Below are 19,698 nucleotides of genomic sequence, written 5' to 3'. Positions count from 1 at the left end.
AATGATTGGAAGTATTAGGGAACAACTATTGTATAGAGAGCTGTTGGATGGTGCAAAACAGTCAATAAATTTCCGAACTCGTCCATGAGTATTTATACTGAACTAAAGTAAGTATAAACGGCAGCTACCGTTATAGCTTAAGTGGATTAATATGAATTAATCAATTAGAGTGGTACCGCGAATATAACTTCGTCTCTTTATTGAGGCGAGGTTTTTTTATTTTTAGGAGGGTAAGCCATGAAACTATTGTGAGAGAAGTTAAAAAAGTGAGCGAATATTTTGAATGTAAAAGGTTATTACAATAATGTTTACAGCTATAATTATTAACTTTAAATGTATAAATCGAAAGGAGAGAAATTTTATGAACGATTGTTTTATTTGTAATAAACACGCTGGAAATATTCAAACATCAGGAGTGATGATTTACGAAGACGAATATGTTTTTGTTGGACATATTGATAGAAATGGTAATCCAAACTATCTTGGTCATATTATGATTGATTTAAAAAGACACGCTCCCACACTTGCTGATATGACGATGGATGAAGCAAAAGCGTTTGGCGTTATTATGGCTCGAATTAGTAAAGCTCTAACGGAGTCAGAAAATGCTGAACACATCTATTCATTTGTTTCAGGAAATTCAGTTCCACATCTTCATATGCATCTAGTAGCTCGCTATCCAAATACGCCAAAAGAATACTGGGGACCATCCGAAGTTTACGATTGGAAAGATGCTCCTATGGGCGATAATAATGCTGTTATTGAACTTTGTAATCGTCTTAAAACGTATCTAGAGGGTAATCCATATGAATAATATTACTAAAGATTTTAGTTGGGTTGGTAGCCAAGAAGATTTCGTTGATAAACCAAGCGTTCTTCAACTTAATCATATTTTAGTTGGACGTTATGGTGGTAATTCTAATGTAGGGCAATATAAGAATGAAGATGGTTGTTTAGTTTGGTATAATATCAAAGAAAATTGGGAGTTCGTGATTCTACTTGATGCACATAATACAGCAGAGAGTGCTAAAATTATTTTAGAGCAGTTCATTAAAGAAAAAAGTGCTATCAAAAATTTATTGTCCTTACCTGTAAATTCACAATTTTTCAATATGATAGAAGATAAGATTTTAAGTATGTTTCAATCGGCGGATTTCCTATCTATTTGTCGGAAAATCAAGGGAGAAACAGCTTGCTTAATTGTAGTCAGGAAAGATAAATATGTATGGTGGTTTTCGGTTGGAGATTGTATTCTTTGTTTGTTTCATCCACAATTAGCTGCACTAGGTCAATACCAATTAAATCAAAGACAATTTTATGAATGGATAGGACAGGTCAATACTTTTGAACAAGAAGTTCCTTGCTATACAGTCGGAAGAAGGGAATTAAGAAATGGAGAAAATCATTTATTCCTTACAAGCGATGGATTAACGGAGTGCCCGAATGAACCCTATGCAAACGCGATAGATATTTATAATGCAGTTAATAACCTAGATGATGAGCGTAGTATTTGGAAAATGTTAAGTGACATCCAAGATAATAATGTTAGAGACAGTACAACAATTATTTCATGGAAGATAAATATTTCGAAGACTGCCACAATCCCTAGTAATTAGTAGAATATATTAATTAGTATGCAAAATAAATCTAAATAACGTTCCAAATCAAAGTTTGGACGTACACCAAAAAGTCACGAATGTTGTTAAATCAACGTTTGTGACTTTTCTTGTGACATTTTTTATTCAGAGAGCAATTTGACTGGCTAAGTATTATTAATTTTCATGTTTTAAAATTTCCCAAATATCACGTAATCTCTGAACTGCCTCTTCTTTCGAATAAGGAAGTTCTTTGTAAAACTTCTGTAGTTCTGGACTGTTAGAAAAAGCTTGAAAGTCTGCATCTTCTTCTTGAGGAGCAAGCTTTTGTTTTTCTGTTCGACCTAGAAGGTAATCTATTGAAACATCAAAAGCTTAGCGATATTACTTAAAGTGTCAATAGGAGGCATTTTTGTACCATTTTCATAAGCTGTATAAGTAGTTCTTGCAACACCTATTTCTTTAGCAACAAATGATTGGGTATATTCAGGCTTTGATTTCTTTATATTTTCACTTTGCCTAAATATGTGGAAGAAGAACGAAAGGTTGCACTGACACATTTACTTAAAGAACATGGAGTGAAAATGAGTGCTGCTAAAGCGAATACTCGCTTAATTGAATTGGGATTACTCGAAATTAAGGAGCGACCTTCGTCTAATGGTAGTGTTAAAGAATTTAAGTCTTTAACAGAACAAGGACTCTATTATGGTTCTAATGCTATTAGCCCCCATAATCCAAAGGAAACGCAACCGTTGTATTTCCCATCTAAATTTGGTGAGTTACTATCGTTGTTGCTAGGAAATGCAATAGAGGTATCTTAAATGTTTGAAAATAAAAAAATCACAATCTAAGCGCCAACTTAGACTGTGAAATAAAATTCGAGTGACATCCACCATCAAAAACTAACAATAGTAAATGTTACTCCCAGGAGGGAGAATCATGCAAATTCCAAGTGAAAGCTGTTTACAAGCGATGATCCATTATTCAGAGTTTTATAATCTGACACCACCACTTACAAATGATTTTCGCGATTGGAGCAAAAGTGTGGTGAATGAAATGGGTGACAGAGAAATACACTTACTTTATTTGGCGGTGAATGCTGCATTAAATAAAGGGCTTGGTTGTCAAAAGTTAATGACTATAATGTTTCATGAACTTCAAAGACGTAAATTGGAAATAGATTTTTACGTAACTTAAAATTAAGTCAAACACTCTCATGTGAGGGTGTTTTTCTATTGAAAATTCAAATTTTTTTTGCTGAGAATATTGTCGAATCTTCCCTGATTATTTATATTTATTTTGAGATGAATTTTTTATAAAGGGAGGAATTTTTTTATGAAAAAGGCATTTAAGTTTGGTTGTGGTGGTATTGAGCTTTAATTCTATTAAGAGTCATTGTCACTTCTTTTGGCGGCAATGATACCAATGAATTGGCGGATAAAGAAAAAGCTCCTGCTACGTATTCAACTAGTAATAAAGATAGTGAGGAAAAATCTGAATCGAGTGCCGAAGAAAATGGACATGTTGGAATTGGTGAAGAGCTTATTGTAGGTAAAGTTGCATTTAAAGTAAATTCAATTGAAGAAGTGAATGAAATTAGTGCATCTGATGGGTTTATGAAGTATGAACCTGATGCAGCCGGGGCTGTGTTTTTAACTGTTAATGTGACTGTTCGTAATGATGGAACAGAAATGATTAACACTGATTCAAGTTTCTTTAAATTAATTTCTAGTAATGGAGCTGAATATTCTTCTTCAACAGTAATCGTAGCTGATGATAAATACTTTACATATGAAGGAATCAATCCTGGGCTTGCTTTAACTGGTAATGTAGTGTTTGAAGTTCCACCAGGATTAGTGGGCCTCAATTTACAAGTACAGACCGGATTCTGGGGTACTGAAACAGGAATAATAAATCTAAATTAAGCGTTTATAAAAGTCACTTATTGAGTAGCGGGTTCTGGATTCGAGTACAAAACTTTAACAAACACTATAAAAGGGGTATCAAATCGAAATGATTTAGATGCCTCTTTTTTATTGATATAAATCGGTTTTTTAACAATTTTCATACGAATTGGTATATCCAATCGCATTAATAAAGCTACATTATAGAAAGTTCTATAACGATGCGAATACAAAACCTTTTTTTCGCTCGAATTAGTTAACGTCAGGATATAAATGGCAAGGAACTATATTAAACTAACGGGGCAGTTTAGTTGAATAAGAATTTATAGTCAAATATTACATAATAGAAGTTTGGAGGTATTATGGAATCACTCATTTATGCTTTGTTTGGATTTTTAGTTTGTATGTGTATTGGTTCGATACTTAATATACTGCTTAAGACGACTCAACAACGAGATTGACTTATCACATACTTGTAAAGTAATGAACAAACCAAATAAATTATAAATAGAAATATTTAAAAATTGATGTAGAAACATCCTATTGAAACAGCAATAAAAATTATGGCAAATAATAAACTATTCCACAGGCCTAGCATAATAAAAGGAGAAGTACTTTTATCTCCGTCTTTCTTGAGACCTGTGAATGTTCGCCAGGTTATTATTAGCTGCCAAATACCTATTAATAAAAAAATGAATCCAAATAAATATCTCATATAATCACCTCCTTTATATAAAAATACCACGCTCGGAAAGCGTTATCAACAAAATTGGAATATAATGAAAAAATGTTTTATATTGTAAATAGTGAATTAAGTTTAGGTTTAGCAATAATAGTAGTACCACTATTAAATTTATCCACTGCAACTTTTTTGGATGAAGACTAACAGATGTTTACTAAGCTAAACAGGTGGCTTTAGTTAAATTTTGAAAACTTTATTGCACAGGCTGTGAAGGAGGGGATTATTAATGCTTCACATTTGAAGGATTTACAAAGTGGAACCATGACAACTGATCGTTTGATTGGTTTGTATATTACGATTCAGCAACGTAGAGCAACAAAATAAACGGAAAAAGTCCAGAATCATTTAATCTGAGTCTGGGCTTTTATATATTGGCTGTTTTCTGATTGTTGCTATTCGAATAATGGAGCAGGTAATGGAAGGTGGTAGCGGTGAAAAGCAACAATCCAGCATTTGTTATGATTGATGGACGAATTTAATCCCTTCAATAGAACATCCTATGATAAAAAGGTGGGATGATTAATGGCAACTAGGGTTTTATTATTAATACTATTTATTAGTTTTAATTTTTCAATAGGCGTTTCTGCTGACGGCCCACTTAAAGCTGCTTTCATACGAGACCACCAGCTTTGGATAAAAGAGGGTGATAAGGAACTACAGCTTACGACAGGTCAGTATGTATCCTCTCCAAAGTGGTCAAAAGACGGTCAATTTATTGCCTATTTAGCAGGTAAGGAAGAGGATGGAAAAACGAATTTATATATTTATGATGTGAAGAAAAAGGAAAGTTATAAGCCGTATCCTATAATTGAAGCAAATGAAATCAAATGGTCGCCAACATCCAATCAACTAGCTTACAATTCGGGAGGTATCCTAAACGTTACAAAAACCGAAAATGGGCGACCACAAGGTTTTGAAAATGTATCTCTAGGTGTTAGTGATTTTGAATGGTTCCCCGATGGAAAAGCGTTTATCGTTTCATCTCAATCTAATTTACTTCCTACTGGATGGGAACCTGTTCGTCTTTTTAAAGTGCCCTTAGATGCCAATCTCGATACGAATAAAATAAAGCCCTTTTACACCATTCAAACAAATACAACGGACTTATTCGCTATTGATGCTGACTATTTAACGTTTAGTCCTGATGGGAGCTGGATTAGTTTTCTATTAACACCCACAGCGTCTTGGTCCAATGATAGCAATACATTATCAGTACTTTCATCAGTAGGTGATCAATTTCAAGTGATAGGAAAAATGCTTGGGTATGAAAATTGGATAAAGTGGGCTCCATCAAAAAATCAACTAGCCTACATATCGGGTGAAGGAAGATTTTTTGTTGAAAACAAAGATACAACCGTTACCGAGATCCCTACAGCGAATAAACAAAAGGACTATACACCTAAAGGATATGTAGACCTAGATTTGGAATGGCTTTCTCTAGATGAAATAATTGTTGCTCGGGCAAAAGAAAACAAAGCATGGAAATTGGGACCAGTTCCAACTATGTATACAGCGCTATATGTAATTAATCTTGAATCAGGAGAACAAAGGCAGATTACATTTCCAAAGAACAATAAAATAGATAATACTCCTCAAGTAGTTGGTTCAAGGATTACTTGGTATCGAACAGCTAAAAAAGAAAACCAAGGAGATGTATGGATTAAAGATAGAATAGATGGTCTAGAATATCGGTGGTTAATAAACGTAGACACTGCACCAACTTTTTTCTATAGTAAGTAACTGAAACATCCGCAGATTCTACACTTCTTTATTCTAGTAAAAGAGAGCATTAGTTGAATATTCGGTCCAAAAGGCAGATTTAATCTACAAAACGTGTAGAAAAAATTCTGTCTTTTTGTTCTGATATTTCTTGAAATGAAAAACTTTCGTCCCAATTTTTAGGTGTAAAACAACCCCCAACCAACCCCCTGTCGTTACACAAAAAAAGTCACGAAAGTCACGGAAAAGTCACATTTCTCCCGAAAACATGTGATTTTCGGCGAAAACAAGTTTTTGTACATTCGTAAGAAACCTTGCTATAATGGGCTTTGTGATTACATATGAAAGAGGGTAAAAGCATGAACGCTTACGACGAATATATGAAACAGGTAGTGAAGCCGATGCGTGAAGAGTTGGTGGAGGCTGGATTTAGTGAATTGACAACGGCTGATGCTGTAAATGAATTTATGGCGGAGGCGAAGGGGACTTCTTTAGTTGTTATCAACTCGGTATGTGGATGTGCGGCTGGGTTAGCTCGGCCAGCAGCACGTGAAGCGGTAGGTAAGGTAAAACCGGATAATCTTGTAACAGTATTTGCTGGGCAAGATCCTGAAGCTACTGCTGCTATGCGTGGTTTCTTTGAGGATGTGCCACCAAGCTCGCCATCAATGGCTATTTTAAAAGATGGGGAATTGGCTTATTTTATTCCACGTGAACAAATTGAAGGTTTTCCAGTGGAGCAAATTACAGCGCATTTAACAGGCGTTTTAGAGCAAACATGCGAGAAATAAAAACGATTGTGACTACAGCGGGCAGACCAGACGACTTGTCGATGGTGCTCGCTGATTTTGCGTGTGACACGTTACATGTATCGTTTGTGGCTCGTAATAAGCGTTCAATTCGCAAAATCTCCGAGGAAATGCAGGCAAATGTTATTGTTGCAGGAAAAAATCGCTATGAATATTATGCATTTGGGGCAGAAGAGCCTTTTTTCTTTCATCCCAATTCAGCAGCATTTCGTTTAAAGCGAGTGGCACGCGGAGAAATTGAGCCGTTTTTAGAGGCCGTACAGCTAGAAAAAAGTGACACGGTATTGGATTGCACGCTAGGCTTAGGTGCAGATGCGATGTTAGCTGCTTTCATTGTTGGGGATTCTGGGCGAGTAGTTGGGCTAGAGGCAGATCCTAATGTGGCGTTTATTGTGGCACACGGGATGGACACATATGATACATCCGAGCTTCCTTTAACCGCATGTATGCGACAAATCGAAGTTGTACAGGCAGAAGCTATAGCATATTTAAAATTACAGCCTGACAATGCATTTGATGTCGTCTATATGGATCCGATGTTCGAAGAAATTATAGAGGAATCGAATAATTTTCAAGCACTTCGCACGGCTGGAGCACATATAACATTAACCGATGAATGGGTAACAGAAGCGAAACGAGTTGCAAAAAAACGAGTTGTTTTAAAGGCTCACTTTCGGTCGACATGGTTTGAAAAATATCATTTTTCAAGATTGACACGTTTAACTTCAAAATTTCATTATGGCGTTATTTTGAAGCAATAAGTCCATAATTCGCTTAAGTTATACTTTCAGGAACAGACTGATTTTAATGTCTGTTCCTTTTTTCTTGACAAAAATCACATCTTTACAAAAGAAAAACAATCACTTGAAAATATTATTATAATTTGAGTTAACTTTTAACTAAAAATAAGTTTACACAAATGAATTTTAGCGCTATTATAATTCACATACAAAGAAACCGGTTTTTTTGCATAAATTTTTTATAAGGTGAGGTTTTTTATATGACAACTAAAGAAATGGTATATGCGGCACTTTTTGCAGCATTAATAGCGGCACTAGGATTAATTCCTCCAATTTCAGTAGGTTTTATTCCAGTACCGATAACAGCACAAACTTTAGGTGTAATGTTAGCAGGAGGTTTTTTAGGAAAGAAAACAGGGGCAATTAGTCTCGTACTGTTTATTGTTTTAGTAGCTTTAGGTTTACCTTTGTTATCTGGTGGACGAGGGGGCTTTTCGGTATTAGTTGGTCCATCAGCAGGCTATATTTTTAGCTGGCCGATTGCAGCTTTTCTAATTGGCTATGCAACTGAAAAAATATGGTCTTCTATTAAAACTTGGAAATTATTAATTATTAATTTTGTATTTGGTGTATTACTAGTTAGTTTAATTGGAGCACCAGTTATGGCATTGATTACACAAACGTCTATTTGGGCTGGTTTAGTAGGAGCGTTAGTGTATTTACCAGGTGATTGTATAAAGGCAATTATCGCGGCAATTATTGTCTTGCAATTAAGGGCAGTTAGTCCAATAGAACAAAAGCTAAATAGTGAAGTAGAATAAGATATTTTTAAAGGTGTGTGAAGAAATGAACATCATCGAACCCATTATCGAACATGCAGTTCGTCAGCCAAAGGGAATTGCGCTAATTCATGAGGAACGGTCTTATACATACGAACAATTAGTAAGTGCCATGAAAAAAATTGCAAAAGGCATTCAATGTAATGGACTTGAGCACGAAAAAATTGCGATTTTATCTAGCAATCGAATCGAATTTGTGGAAGTTTTTTTAGGGATTATGTATGCGGGTTGTGTGCCGATTTTACTTGATCCAAAGTGGAGTTTACATGAAATTGGGTTGGTGCTGAAACAAGCACAGCCGAGGATGATTTTTCTTGAGTGTATGTATGAGGAAAATTTGCATGTTTTCGAACAAATAGACACGTATGTATTTTCGGACAAGCAAATAGCTTCTTATGATGAATGGTTTTCTACTTTAACAGAAGAAGCTACGGTTAATAAAGCGAAAGACCCTTTATTTATAGGCTTTACCTCTGGGACGACTGGCATGCCAAAGGGTTACGAACGAACACACAATTCTTGGCTGAAAAGTTTTATTGCAACAAAAGAAGCATTCCTGTTAAATACTTTAGAAAATTTTCTAGCACCAGGACCATTCGTTCAGTCACTGTCATTATTTGCGCTAATGCAAAGCTTATATTTTGGTGGGACGTTTTATATTATGACCGCTTTTGAGGAAAAAAAGGTAGTTAAGTATTGCAGGGAAGTGCCTAATATGATTTTATTTCTTGTGCCAACAATGATTGAAAAGCTACTTAGGTTAGATAGTTTGCAAGAAATGCATGCACAAGCAATCATTTCTTCTGGAGCTAAATGGTCAGAACAATCGAAAACACGGGCGAAAAAGGTATTTGGCACAACAAAGTTATTTGAATTCTACGGCTCTTCTGAAGCGAGTTATATTAGTTATTTAGATGTCCATCAAACGATGCAAGAACATATAGTTGGAAAACCTTTTCGTGGTGTAGAGATTTCCATTCGAGATAAAGAACAACGTGAAGTAACAAATGGTGAAGTTGGATTACTCTATGTTCGTAGTGAAATGATGTTCACTCGTTATTTTCTATTACCCGAAGAAACAAATGCAGTATTTCATGAAGGCTGGTTAAAAACAGGAGATTATATGAGGCAAGACGATTCCGGAGCATTGTATTTAATTGGTCGAGCCAAAAACATGCTGATTACTGGTGGCTTAAATGTGTATCCAGAGGAAGTGGAAACTGTGCTAAAACGAAATGGTGCAATTGATGACATGATAATAGTTGGTGTGCCAGATGATTACTGGGGGGAACGGCTTGTTGCCTGTATTAAATGGCAAGATGATCGAACGCTTTCACTAGAAGAAATTCAGCAATTTGGCGCTCAGTTTTTAGCAAGTTATAAGATACCGAAACAATTAGTAACAGTGCAGAAGCTCATCTTTACAAGCAGCGGAAAAATAGCTCGTAAAGCCATGAAAGATTGGTTAATGGAGGAATTGTCATGAGAGACGCAGTAATTGTGATGGCAAAACGAACACCAATTGGCAAAATGGGGGGGCAGCTAGCCACACTGGAACCAGAGCATCTAGTAGCCCCATTAATAAGAGAAATAATAAAAGAAACTGCATTACCAAGCGATTGTATTGATGATGTCATTTTAGGAAATGTTGTCGGGCCAGGAGGAAATTTGGCCAGACTTGCTGCTTTAGAAGCAGATTTACCTTTTTCTATTCCAGGGGTTACCATTGACCGTCAATGTGGCTCAGGGCTAGAAGCAATTAATATGGCTGCCAGATTTGTTCAAAGTGGAGCAGGAGACGTTTATTTAGCTGGTGGTGTAGAAAGTACAAGTCGTGCGCCTTGGAAAATGAAAAAGCCGAGTACATTAATGGCTATGCCGCAAGTTTATTCACGTGCCCCGTTTACCCCACAGCGTTATGGCGATCCTGACATGGGTATAGCAGCTGAAAATGTAGCGATGAAATTTTCGATTTCACGACAAGCACAAGACCATTACGCATACAAAAGCCATCAAAAAGCGATTCAAGCAAGGAATTTAAATCGTTTTGCCGAAGAAATAGTGCCTCTACATGTAAATGATGGATGGGTAACTATAGATGAGTGTCCAAGAGAGAATACAAGTGTCGACAAGCTTCAATCATTAAGACCTGTATTTTTAGATAATGGTACGGTCACTGCAGGAAATGCATGCCCGCTAAATGATGGCGCGGCACTGGTTTTAGTCATGTCTTTAGAAAAATGCCGTCAATTACAATTACAGCCGATACTCCGCATTGTCGATACACAGGCTGCAGGTGTCGATCCAAATTATTTAGGGATAGGTCCAGTTCCAGCTGTACAAAAACTATTGAATAGGCAACAACTGAACGTAGAAGATATTGACATTGTTGAATTTAATGAAGCTTTTGCTTCACAGGTGCTCGCTTCAATCCAAACATTACAAATTCCTGAAGATAAGGTTAATCGAGCTGGTGGGGCAATTGCCATTGGTCATCCGTACGGCGCATCAGGTGCTATTTTAATCACGCGATTATTTTATGAAATGAAATATCAACCATATAAAAGAGGGCTTGCAACACTAGGAATTGGTGGTGGAATGGGGCTTGCAACGCTTGTGGAGGCAGTTCGATGAGATTAACAAAAAAAATAACCGTAACAGCTGAGTGGATACAGCGCTATGCTAAAAGTATAGAGGCCCCGTTACAATATCTTCATGGCAAACTCATTGCCCCTGCGACCATGCCCATTGTATTTTGGCAACAATTTGATCGAGCAATTTTTAATAATCAAAAGCCAGTTCTCCACGGGTCGCAGCAATTTTTTTATCATTTGCCAATTCAAGAAGGAATGGTATTACATTGTGAATTAGCGTTAAGTCATAAAGAGCATAAACAAGGAAAACAAGGACCAATGACTTTTTATACTTATACTTTAAACTGTTTCGAACAAGGAACAGAAATTGTGCAATTAAAAACAGTTTTGATCCACGTAGGTGCTGACATATGAAAAAAACAGTTACTGCAAAACAGGTCTACTATTATGCACAAGTATCGAAAGATGATGCCCCAATCCATGTTAATGCTGAGGCAGCGAAGGAAGCGGGCTTCGAACGCCCGATTGTGCACGGTATGTATTTAATGGGGCTTGCTCAATCATTGTATATTAAAGAACATCCGTTAAAATGGGTCGTTCGCTATAATATGCGGTTCCAAAAACCACTTCTAATAGATGAAGAAGTGACGTTTCGATTTATTGAAAAGCACAATACGATAGAAGTATCCTTATTGACCAACAACAACGACTTAATTGCTATAGGATTTTTTGTTGTGAAGGAGTTGAGATAATGAAGAAGGTCGCACTTATTACAGGGGCAACAAGGGGGATTGGTCGCAGTACGGCTATTCATCTAGCTAATAATCAATACAGTGTCGTTGTAAATGGCACGAACCAGCAGTTAATTGATGAAGTCGTCCAACAAATCCGTGCTGAAGGAAATAGGGCAGTTGGGTATTGTGCGGATATTGCTGATGTTGAAGCGGTGTCTAAGATGATTGAAGCTGTGATGGTAGAGTTTGGACAAATAGATGTTTTCATTCATAATGCTGGCAATTTACGAGATGAAAAATGTATGCGAATGACAACTGAGCAATGGCAAGATGTCATCAATGTCCATTTACATGGCGCTTTTTACTGTATTTCATGCGTACTGCCTCATTTACTCGAAAGAGGAGGCGATATTTTATTGATGACGTCAACAGCTGGACTAATGGGCTCCAAAGGCCAACTCAATTATAGTGCGGCGAAAGCGGGCATTCTTGGAATGACGTGGACATTGGCGGAAGAATTGAAGCCATTTAATATTCGTGTAAATGCCATTTCACCTGCTGCGTTAACGGATATGACGAAACCTGTGATTGATTTTATATCAAAAAAATATGCCCAACGCAATGAACCGTTTCCTGATTATTGGAAGGTGGGGACTCCAGAGGATATTGCCCACTTTATCGGTACATTATTAACACAGCAAGATGCAAATCTAACGGGAGAAATATTTGGAGTAAATGGTACAACGGTTACGAAATGGACGAGACCACAGCAAAGCATTTCTGCCAGTAGTCCAGAGCGTTTTTTCGCCATGTACGATGAGCAAAAGGGAAGTGTTTAAATGCTAGTATTTGAGCATGTCAATTTTTATCACAAAAAGAGTGCACCGATTTTAAAAGATATTCATTTTACCATACAGGCTGGTGAATTTGTATCAATTGTCGGCAAAAATGGATGTGGCAAATCAACACTTGCAAAATTAATGAATGGCTTATACCTTCCGAAAAACGGGGTTGTACGATTTCAACATTTGGAGACAAGTAATGCTGTAGATTTAAAAGAAATTCGACAGAAAATAGGTTTTATTTTTCAGAATCCTGAAGATCAATTTATTACAACAAGCGTTCGAGATGAAATTATTTTTGGGCTTGAAAATATTCGTTTACCAAAGGAAGAAATGGCTCAGCGTGTTCAATGGGCTAGCAAAGCAGTTGACATGGAAACCTATTTAGATTGCATGCCACATGAATTATCCGGTGGGCAAAAGCAACGTGTTGCGATTGCGGCAATTTTAGCTATGCGTCCACAATGCATTATTTTTGATGAGGCCACGTCAATGTTAGATCCAATAGGAAGAGAACAAGTATTAACCCTCATGCACTCACTGCATCAAGCTGGTTTAACGATTGTCCACATCACACACCATATGGATGAAGTAATGCAAACAAATCGTGTGCTTTTACTTGATAACGGTCAAATTTGCTTCGATGGACATCCGATAGCTCTATTTGAAACAATCAATGTAAGAGATTTTTCCTTAGTGGAGCCTATCGCTGTCAAAATTCATCAATTAGCAAATGAAGCATGGTCATTAACACCGGACTGGGAAGGAGCAATTCGTTTACTATGGGATACGAGCTCAAAAACGTAACAGTTGAATATGATAATCAAACAGCTTTAAAAAATATTTCGTGTTCCATAGCAGATGGTAAATGGGTTGCGATTATTGGAAAAACTGGAGCAGGTAAGTCAACCTTTGTTCAATTATTTAAGGGATTAGTAGATTTTATAGGGGAATATAGACTACATAATAACCTTATTACGCTAAATGGAAAAGGGCAAAAAAAAGATTTACAGGAAATTGGCTATGTCTTTCAATATCCAGAGCACCAGTTTTTTGAAACGACAGTTTATAAGGAACTAGCGTTTGGATTAAAACAAATAGGACAATCCGAAAAAGAAATACGAGCTAGTATTTCTGCAATTCTTCCGAAAGTAGGTTTAGATGAAACCATTTTGACGCTTGCTCCTTTTCAACTAAGTGGGGGACAAAAACGTCGTGTAGCGATAGCATCTATTATATTAATGCAGCCAAAGTTACTTATTTTGGATGAACCTACGGCTGGGCTTGACCCAATTAGTAAGTCAACGTTACTAGATTTTTTGAAGGAATGGCAATTAGAAACGAATCATACCGTTCTGTTTGTTACCCATCAAATGCAAGATGTCGCTGAGTACGCTGATGAAGTCATTGTTCTACATGAAGGAGAAGTACAAGCACACTTAAATACCAATCAATTGTTTTTACAGCAGGCCCATATAGTAACAAGAGCAGGACTAACAATGCCGGAACAACTACAATTATTAAAAGTTGTGGAACAATTACTTGGGGAGAAAATAGCAGTAGCGAACTGTAAGGAGCAAACCATCTTCAATGCTGTTAAGCCATATTTACAGTTTAGGGGGAAGCTTGATGCGTAGTTCTATTATAATTGGACAGTATGTCGACAAGAAGTCCATTTTCCATCGATTAGACCCTCGCATTAAAATTATCAGTATTTTTATGTTGATGTTAAGCTTCTTATTATTAGATACAGCGACGAGCTATGTAATTGCCACTTTTTTTGTGTTTACACTATTAATTGTTTCTAAAGTTCCGTTTGTTGTGATTTTAAAAGGTGTGAAGCCATTACTCTTTATCTTATCCTTTACATTTGTTTATCATCTGCTCTTTACTAAAGGACATGTATTATGGTCAATGGGAATCATCACATTTACGATTGAAGGAATTGAAGCGGGCATTCGGTTTGTCTGGCGTATTTTGCTCCTTGTTTTATTAGCTTCATTATTGACCCTTACAACGAAGCCACTTATTTTAGCTAAAGGTTTAGAAAAATTGCTAAAACCGTTATCGAAGCTCCGTGTACCGATTGAACAATTTTCACTAATGATTGTTATTGCCATTCGATTTATTCCAACTGTTTTAGAGGAGTTAAATCGAATTATACTAGCACAAAAATCAAGAGGGTTTGACATTAAATCATTACCGTTTATGAAGCGTATTTTTGCGTATATTCCAATTGTTATACCGTTGCTGTTTACAACTATACAACGGGCAGATCAATTAAGTGATGCCATAGATGCTAGAGGATATGGCGATGGTAAAAATCGCACGAGCTATATTGAACTCCACTATGAGAAAAAAGATATAATAGCAATGCTCGTAACAGTTTTGTTCGTATTTGTATTAATTTTTATTAAATGGAGTGGAATTTAAAATGGAGATTTTCGGTCCAGTAATTGATGATGAAACGAGATGCATACATTATCATACAGAAAAAGATATTATCGCGATAAAGTTTGCATGTTGCGAGCGCTATTATCCGTGCTATAAGTGTCATGAGGAACATGCCCAGCATGCCATAAAACGCTGGCAGCAATCACAATTTCATACAAGGGCGATACTTTGTGGAAATTGTAAACATGAAATGACGATTCATGTTTATATGCAGTCATCATCTTGTCCGCAATGCAAGTCGACTTTTAATGCACGTTGTGCCAATCATTATCCTATTTATTTTGAAATGTAAGTTGAAGAGACTAAGTGTGAGAAGCGATATAGATACAGTGTTTTACTTTTTAAATACTTTATGTTATAATAAGACTCGTGCTATTTTGGGTAGCAACATTCAGTAATCTGGCATTCTGCTTTTTGTTTTTTAGGATACTTATTCACACTGGCGCATGCTTTGGGGCTGCAAGGACGCAAAAGAAGGTTGGGTTTGCGTTGCTTAAGTTAGAGGGCACACAGTGGAATTTTACCGCGGTGATGAAACGAAAACGTTTCCAAATAATATTCCCCAGATGATTGGGTTGAGACTTTACAATTTACAGAAATGTTACCTATTAAATACTAAAGGGGTAGCTTCGCAAACGCGAAGCTACCCCTTGTCCAATTTTTTTGATAATATTAACAGTAATAATAAATTTCTGCCATTTAGCACCTACTTTTTTAGAAAAGTTAGGTGCATTTTTCGCTTTATTTTCCTAAATAACGACAAAAAACGACAAACTATCTCTGGATTATATTACCGTTTACTATTGTGGGAAAATAAGTAATAATGAAGTACAGAGTTTTTTAAAAAATCAAATATATGCTATTTTGATTGAAAAATTCTGAAAAATGATTGAAGTGAGGGTGGCATATGAAACAAGTAAATGAGGTATCAATACCTGTATTGGACCAATTAACAGATGTAGCTCAGCAACAACAGAAAAGCTTGGAGGTATTTGTAACACTATATTCCCACGAAAGGTTATTAGTGCGCTTAGCGGCTTCTTCTTACGAGGATCAGTATTGGCTGTATGGAGATTGTTTAATCGGTGCATTAACAAATAATTATGATAAGTCTTCTACAGGAATTACATTGTGTGCCAAAAAAATGGCCAACAAAGATAGCATCATACAGCATGCTTTCAAAGAAATTTGCTCGGTGAATGTACCAGAGGATGGTATTGAATTTGTTAGCGATGAATTAGAAATTACAACAAGTGATGAAAATCAAATTCATATTAGAATGCCTGCACAATTAGGACACATAACAACATACATAGAAATAAAGATTAACCTTTTTGATAGAATAGCAATGGCTCCAAAAACGATAGCGCTTCAGACGATACTAGATAATTCGCCAATTGAGTTATTGGCTTATCCAACAGAGCTCATGATTGCACATAAATTTAACTTATTATATCAATACCCAGCATGCGAACAAGCAATGAAAGAATATTATGATGTATACTTATTAGCAAGTACACAGAATTTTGAAGGTCGAGTTTTACAAGAGGCTATATCAGATACATTTGACCGACATAAAACAACACTAGAAAAATATCCATCAATGTTCTCTAAACAACTTTATTTAGACGCTACTAACAACAAGAGATGGCAACAATTAGTTAATCAACAGACGTTACCATTCGATAAAGTGCAAAAACTTGTTCATCAATTGTTAGTGCCAATTTATGAGGAAGTAATAGTAGAGAATGAATTTTTTGAAAATTGGGATTACAAACTAGGTGATTGGCAATAAGAAAATGAAAAATCCGCGAGCTCTAATAAAGTTCGCGGATTTTTGTGAAAAAATATGAATTAGTCCGTGAAGCATAAAGAAGTTAAGTAACCTAACATTAATAAAAGACCAATACCCATTACAATTGACATACTTTGTACCTCCTTTTAAAAAACGACACATTTATACATAAATTATTGTACAATGAAATATAGAAATATGAAACCTTTTATTGGTTGGAACGTATTATATTATAAGTAGAATTACCAATTTGTACATAAAAAAGAAGGTGTTAATTAATGAAAAAGTGGGTTCAAAAAAGTATCGTAATTATGGTTGCGTTTTTAACATTTGGATTAATTACGCCAACACATGAAATTTGGGATGCATTCGATCATAATCCATCAAATCGTGCTTCCATTGGTCCATCACCTGGGACAAGCACTGCACTAGCAGCTGAACCAGAAGCAATAGCAGAAGAAGCGACCGAAATACAGCAAGATGCGATTGACTATGGTGCGTTACTTGTCGATGCAGCGAAAGAGCAGTCATATGTGAAGTTTGGGACAAAAATTGGTCCTAAAATTAGCAATGAATTTGACTCCATTATCTTCCCGAAAATGGAAGAAGCAATTGCGATGACCGTTGCAAATGTAGAAGACGGATCACTGGCAAATCTCACAATTACAGAAAAACCAAGTGGTAACTACGGAGAGAAAATCTTTAATATCGTTAATAACGAAACAGGAGATGATTTAATCCGCTTCCACGTACGCACTGAAAAGCGTCCGCAAGAAGGCTATTACTATAACTTCCACTACCACAGTGCCGAAGACAACTTTATGGCTCATAACAATCTTGGTGATATTTATTGGGAAAAAAACACACCACCGAAGTGGTTGTCATAGCATACCCGAAACACTCGTATTGAATACGAGTGTTTTTTTTTGCGTGGAAACCATGATATATCAAGATTTTTAGTAAATTCTTAAGGAAGAAATTATTAATGTTATTGCAGATAGGGAGTGTAGTAAAAAGCATGTACCTCAATTAGCACCCCAAATACATCATTTTCAATTTCCAATTAAAAGAGGACATTCTCCTGTTAAAAACAGACAGTCAAGGCAAGTAAGTTGGATTTTATTTGGTCAATCAAATACGAACAAAGCATACTGCACTGCTGTGGAAGATTATATTTTAACTACATATGCAGATGAAAAAAGTTCCGTAAATATTTCAGTAGAGAATAAATTAGAGAGTTAACATTCGTATTAACATTCGTCAGTATTGACCTTACTTAAATTCATATACAATTAACGAGGGGAAATAATTTTTTTAAAAATCTATTGCTGACAGATCGCCGTATGCGATGAAAGTCGCCTGTACGGTGAAGGCTCGCTATAAAATCTTGAGATAGAGAAAAGATATAAGACGAGAATAGCCAACCAAATGTAAGTATTTCGGCACCATATAATGATGGAGGAACTATACCTGGTAATTTCATTATGTCTACAAATGTGAACTTGACAGTTGCGATACCAGGACAAAACGGTACAGTTGCTACTTATAGTAACCCTAGAAGTAATAACACAAGTATAGCAACTGCAACAATTATAGGACCAAATCCATCAGGACATGTATATTTAGATGTGAAAAAAGTTGGTTCAGGTCCAGTTAAGATTACTTTTGACTATACAGGTAGTAATGGAGCAACTGGGACAATGACCTGGACATTTAATTTTCAATAAAATTTACGTTAAAGTTCCAGTTAAGAATATACAATTTTTCGAAAGTATTTATAGAAACGAGAGATTTTCTAATGAATATCACAATGCTAAATTAAGGGAGCTTATCAAATAACTCTTTTTGTGGATGTTGATGGAGTTGGTACTCAATCTAGTCCATCAGTTTCTGTAACAATTAATTTAATTGTACTGAAGAAACATGTAGACCTCACCATTTTGGTGAGGTCCTTTTTATACATTCGTCGCATATTGTTCAGTAACACACTAAACAACAAGCAATGATTTAGATATTATTTTATTAAAATTAAGAGCAGATACCATAAAAGATTAAGATTTCTTTACCTAGTCTAAATTGTAGTGATTTAATTTTACAAATAATTGTTGTGCTTACTTCTCTCTTTCCATTTATTAAAGAGCTCACTGTCTACGAGGATTAATTCCATACCTAATGCTTTTGCGTATTTAGCCAAGGTTATAGAAGAAGGAATTGAGTTAAAAGTTTCCATTTTCGAAACAACACTTTTGGATAAACCACTTCTTGCTATCACTTCATCTTGACTAATATTTTTTTCTATTCTCATATTTAACAAATTAAATGCTAACTTAGTTAACTGTTTTTCTTCTTCAGAAAGTAGTGTATGATCCATAATTTCATAATACCGCATAAAAATTTTAGGTATTATTCTTGGTGAATAATTTTCCACTTCTACACCTCATTCTTCTTTTCATATATAGTTTGCGGTTTAAACTATATGATTATATTGTGGAATCTACATGAAAGATAGAATTCACATTTTGGAAATAAATAATCAATTAAAAAGGAAACTTCTCCCTTTGTGTAGGAGAGAAAGAATCCTTTACTAGGATAATATACAATATAAAGTAAAACCATCCACCTAATGTATTAATCGAGAAGGTTTTAATAAGGACCTAAAAATCAAAATAATTACAAATATTAGTATATTAGAAATATCGTAAATCGACTGAAATAGGGTGGTAATTGGGTAGGTAATATTGATTGCATGAATTTTAAAGTGAAAACTAATTAGGAATGCCAAAGTGTTACAAGTTAGAAGGAGAAGTAACAGAAAAATGAGAATTCAATTAATTGTGGAAGTCATTAATTATCTAACCGGGATAGTGGTGAGTTTGAGTTAGTTGTTACTTAGTACCAAATGTAGATGCTGAAGAGTACCAATTGTATCCA

The 19,698-nt window shown here is 35.7% G+C and carries 24 protein-coding genes and 1 other annotated feature (1 of these 25 running past the window's edge); of the genes, 21 read left to right on the top strand and 3 right to left on the bottom strand.

Annotated features, from left to right (window positions below):
• Positions 1–200, top strand: a binding site (T-box leader) (it extends 8 nt beyond the left edge of the window).
• Positions 201–361: 161 nt separating this feature from the next.
• Together ACIP9G_RS02060 and ACIP9G_RS02055 are read left to right on the top strand one after the other, a co-directional pair.
• Positions 362–814 carry an HIT family protein gene (locus ACIP9G_RS02060; RefSeq protein WP_401017007.1) on the top strand — a complete coding sequence of 151 codons (453 nt, stop codon included), beginning with the start codon at positions 362–364 and terminating at the stop codon, positions 812–814.
• A complete protein-coding gene (locus tag ACIP9G_RS02055; RefSeq protein WP_401017005.1) occupies positions 807–1,616 on the top strand; it encodes a PP2C family serine/threonine-protein phosphatase in 810 nt (269 codons plus the stop codon). Before ACIP9G_RS02060 ends, ACIP9G_RS02055 begins: the two co-directional genes overlap by 8 nt.
• A 335-nt stretch (positions 1,617–1,951) precedes the next feature.
• Here ACIP9G_RS02055 and ACIP9G_RS02050 read toward each other — a convergent pair whose 3' ends face one another.
• Entirely contained in the window at positions 1,952–2,155 is a 204-nt protein-coding gene (locus ACIP9G_RS02050) for a helix-turn-helix domain-containing protein (protein WP_401017004.1), read from the bottom strand.
• Between the two features lie 24 nt (positions 2,156–2,179).
• Here ACIP9G_RS02050 and ACIP9G_RS02045 point away from each other — a divergent pair, with 24 nt between their 5' ends.
• From ACIP9G_RS02045 to ACIP9G_RS02035, 3 genes are all read left to right on the top strand, one after another.
• Positions 2,180–2,416, top strand: a complete 237-nt coding sequence (locus ACIP9G_RS02045; RefSeq protein ID WP_401017002.1) for a hypothetical protein — start codon at positions 2,180–2,182, stop codon at positions 2,414–2,416.
• A 118-nt stretch (positions 2,417–2,534) separates the two neighbouring features.
• Positions 2,535–2,792, top strand: coding sequence for a hypothetical protein (locus tag ACIP9G_RS02040; RefSeq protein WP_401017000.1), 258 nt, complete (start codon positions 2,535–2,537; stop codon positions 2,790–2,792).
• A 233-nt stretch (positions 2,793–3,025) separates the two neighbouring features.
• Complete coding sequence (locus ACIP9G_RS02035; RefSeq protein WP_401016998.1) at positions 3,026–3,520, top strand: DUF4352 domain-containing protein; 495 nt, start codon at positions 3,026–3,028, stop codon at positions 3,518–3,520.
• Positions 3,521–4,016: 496 nt separating this feature from the next.
• Here the strand turns inward: ACIP9G_RS02035 and ACIP9G_RS02030 are convergent, their stop codons facing one another.
• Positions 4,017–4,214 (bottom strand): hypothetical protein, encoded by a 198-nt coding sequence (locus ACIP9G_RS02030; RefSeq protein WP_401016996.1) that lies wholly within the window; start codon positions 4,212–4,214, stop codon positions 4,017–4,019.
• A gap of 549 nt (positions 4,215–4,763) precedes the next feature.
• Here ACIP9G_RS02030 and ACIP9G_RS02025 point away from each other — a divergent pair.
• The 16 genes from ACIP9G_RS02025 to ACIP9G_RS01950 all read left to right on the top strand — a co-directional run bounded on the left by ACIP9G_RS02025 (position 4,764) and on the right by ACIP9G_RS01950 (position 18,494).
• A complete protein-coding gene (locus tag ACIP9G_RS02025; RefSeq protein ID WP_401016994.1) occupies positions 4,764–5,981 on the top strand; it encodes a translocation protein TolB in 1,218 nt (405 codons plus the stop codon).
• A gap of 338 nt (positions 5,982–6,319) precedes the next feature.
• Positions 6,320–6,751: a BrxA/BrxB family bacilliredoxin gene (locus ACIP9G_RS02020; RefSeq protein WP_401016992.1), complete on the top strand. Its 432-nt coding sequence runs from the start codon at positions 6,320–6,322 to the stop codon at positions 6,749–6,751.
• Entirely contained in the window at positions 6,739–7,530 is a 792-nt protein-coding gene (locus tag ACIP9G_RS02015; RefSeq protein WP_401016990.1) for a class I SAM-dependent methyltransferase, read from the top strand. The genes ACIP9G_RS02020 and ACIP9G_RS02015 overlap by 13 nt, the downstream gene beginning before the upstream one ends.
• A 239-nt stretch (positions 7,531–7,769) precedes the next feature.
• Positions 7,770–8,330 (top strand): biotin transporter BioY, encoded by a 561-nt coding sequence (locus ACIP9G_RS02010; RefSeq protein ID WP_340824322.1) that lies wholly within the window; start codon positions 7,770–7,772, stop codon positions 8,328–8,330.
• Between the two features lie 25 nt (positions 8,331–8,355).
• Positions 8,356–9,834 (top strand): AMP-binding protein, encoded by a 1,479-nt coding sequence (locus tag ACIP9G_RS02005; protein WP_401016988.1) that lies wholly within the window; start codon positions 8,356–8,358, stop codon positions 9,832–9,834.
• A complete protein-coding gene (locus tag ACIP9G_RS02000; protein ID WP_401016986.1) occupies positions 9,831–10,982 on the top strand; it encodes a thiolase family protein in 1,152 nt (383 codons plus the stop codon). Before ACIP9G_RS02005 ends, ACIP9G_RS02000 begins: the two co-directional genes overlap by 4 nt.
• On the top strand, positions 10,979–11,356 hold the full coding sequence (locus ACIP9G_RS01995; RefSeq protein ID WP_340824326.1) for an FAS1-like dehydratase domain-containing protein: 378 nt from the start codon (positions 10,979–10,981) through the stop codon (positions 11,354–11,356). Before ACIP9G_RS02000 ends, ACIP9G_RS01995 begins: the two co-directional genes overlap by 4 nt.
• Positions 11,353–11,694, top strand: coding sequence for a MaoC family dehydratase (locus ACIP9G_RS01990; protein WP_401016983.1), 342 nt, complete (start codon positions 11,353–11,355; stop codon positions 11,692–11,694). The genes ACIP9G_RS01995 and ACIP9G_RS01990 overlap by 4 nt, the downstream gene beginning before the upstream one ends.
• Positions 11,694–12,515 carry an SDR family NAD(P)-dependent oxidoreductase gene (locus tag ACIP9G_RS01985; RefSeq protein ID WP_401016981.1) on the top strand — a complete coding sequence of 274 codons (822 nt, stop codon included), beginning with the start codon at positions 11,694–11,696 and terminating at the stop codon, positions 12,513–12,515. Before ACIP9G_RS01990 ends, ACIP9G_RS01985 begins: the two co-directional genes overlap by 1 nt.
• Complete coding sequence (locus tag ACIP9G_RS01980) at positions 12,516–13,325, top strand: ATP-binding cassette domain-containing protein (protein WP_401016979.1); 810 nt, start codon at positions 12,516–12,518, stop codon at positions 13,323–13,325. It abuts the gene before it with no gap.
• Positions 13,301–14,155, top strand: coding sequence for an ATP-binding cassette domain-containing protein (locus ACIP9G_RS01975; protein WP_401016976.1), 855 nt, complete (start codon positions 13,301–13,303; stop codon positions 14,153–14,155). Before ACIP9G_RS01980 ends, ACIP9G_RS01975 begins: the two co-directional genes overlap by 25 nt.
• The gene (locus ACIP9G_RS01970; RefSeq protein ID WP_401016974.1) at positions 14,148–14,951 is read left to right on the top strand and encodes an energy-coupling factor transporter transmembrane component T family protein; all 804 of its coding nucleotides are present in this window, start codon (positions 14,148–14,150) and stop codon (positions 14,949–14,951) included. The genes ACIP9G_RS01975 and ACIP9G_RS01970 overlap by 8 nt, the downstream gene beginning before the upstream one ends.
• Before the next feature lies 1 nt (position 14,952).
• The gene (locus tag ACIP9G_RS01965) at positions 14,953–15,264 is read left to right on the top strand and encodes a CHY zinc finger protein (protein ID WP_401016973.1); all 312 of its coding nucleotides are present in this window, start codon (positions 14,953–14,955) and stop codon (positions 15,262–15,264) included.
• Positions 15,265–15,879: 615 nt separating this feature from the next.
• Complete coding sequence (locus tag ACIP9G_RS01960; protein ID WP_401016971.1) at positions 15,880–16,767, top strand: nucleotidyl transferase AbiEii/AbiGii toxin family protein; 888 nt, start codon at positions 15,880–15,882, stop codon at positions 16,765–16,767.
• A 278-nt stretch (positions 16,768–17,045) separates the two neighbouring features.
• On the top strand, positions 17,046–17,654 hold the full coding sequence (locus ACIP9G_RS01955) for a YpjP family protein (RefSeq protein WP_401016969.1): 609 nt from the start codon (positions 17,046–17,048) through the stop codon (positions 17,652–17,654).
• A 597-nt stretch (positions 17,655–18,251) separates the two neighbouring features.
• Positions 18,252–18,494 carry a hypothetical protein gene (locus tag ACIP9G_RS01950; RefSeq protein WP_340824339.1) on the top strand — a complete coding sequence of 81 codons (243 nt, stop codon included), beginning with the start codon at positions 18,252–18,254 and terminating at the stop codon, positions 18,492–18,494.
• Between the two features lie 365 nt (positions 18,495–18,859).
• On the opposite strand, the gene ACIP9G_RS01945 is transcribed toward ACIP9G_RS01950, so the two are convergent.
• Positions 18,860–19,195: a helix-turn-helix domain-containing protein gene (locus tag ACIP9G_RS01945; protein ID WP_401016966.1), complete on the bottom strand. Its 336-nt coding sequence runs from the start codon at positions 19,193–19,195 to the stop codon at positions 18,860–18,862.
• Positions 19,196–19,698: the final 503 nt, after the last annotated feature.

Source organism: Lysinibacillus sp. NPDC093197 (assembly GCF_044754025.1).
GTDB lineage: Bacteria > Bacillota > Bacilli > Bacillales_A > Planococcaceae > Lysinibacillus.
Note: the sequence above shows the minus strand (reverse complement) of the source record. Positions and strands in the feature narration are given on the sequence as shown.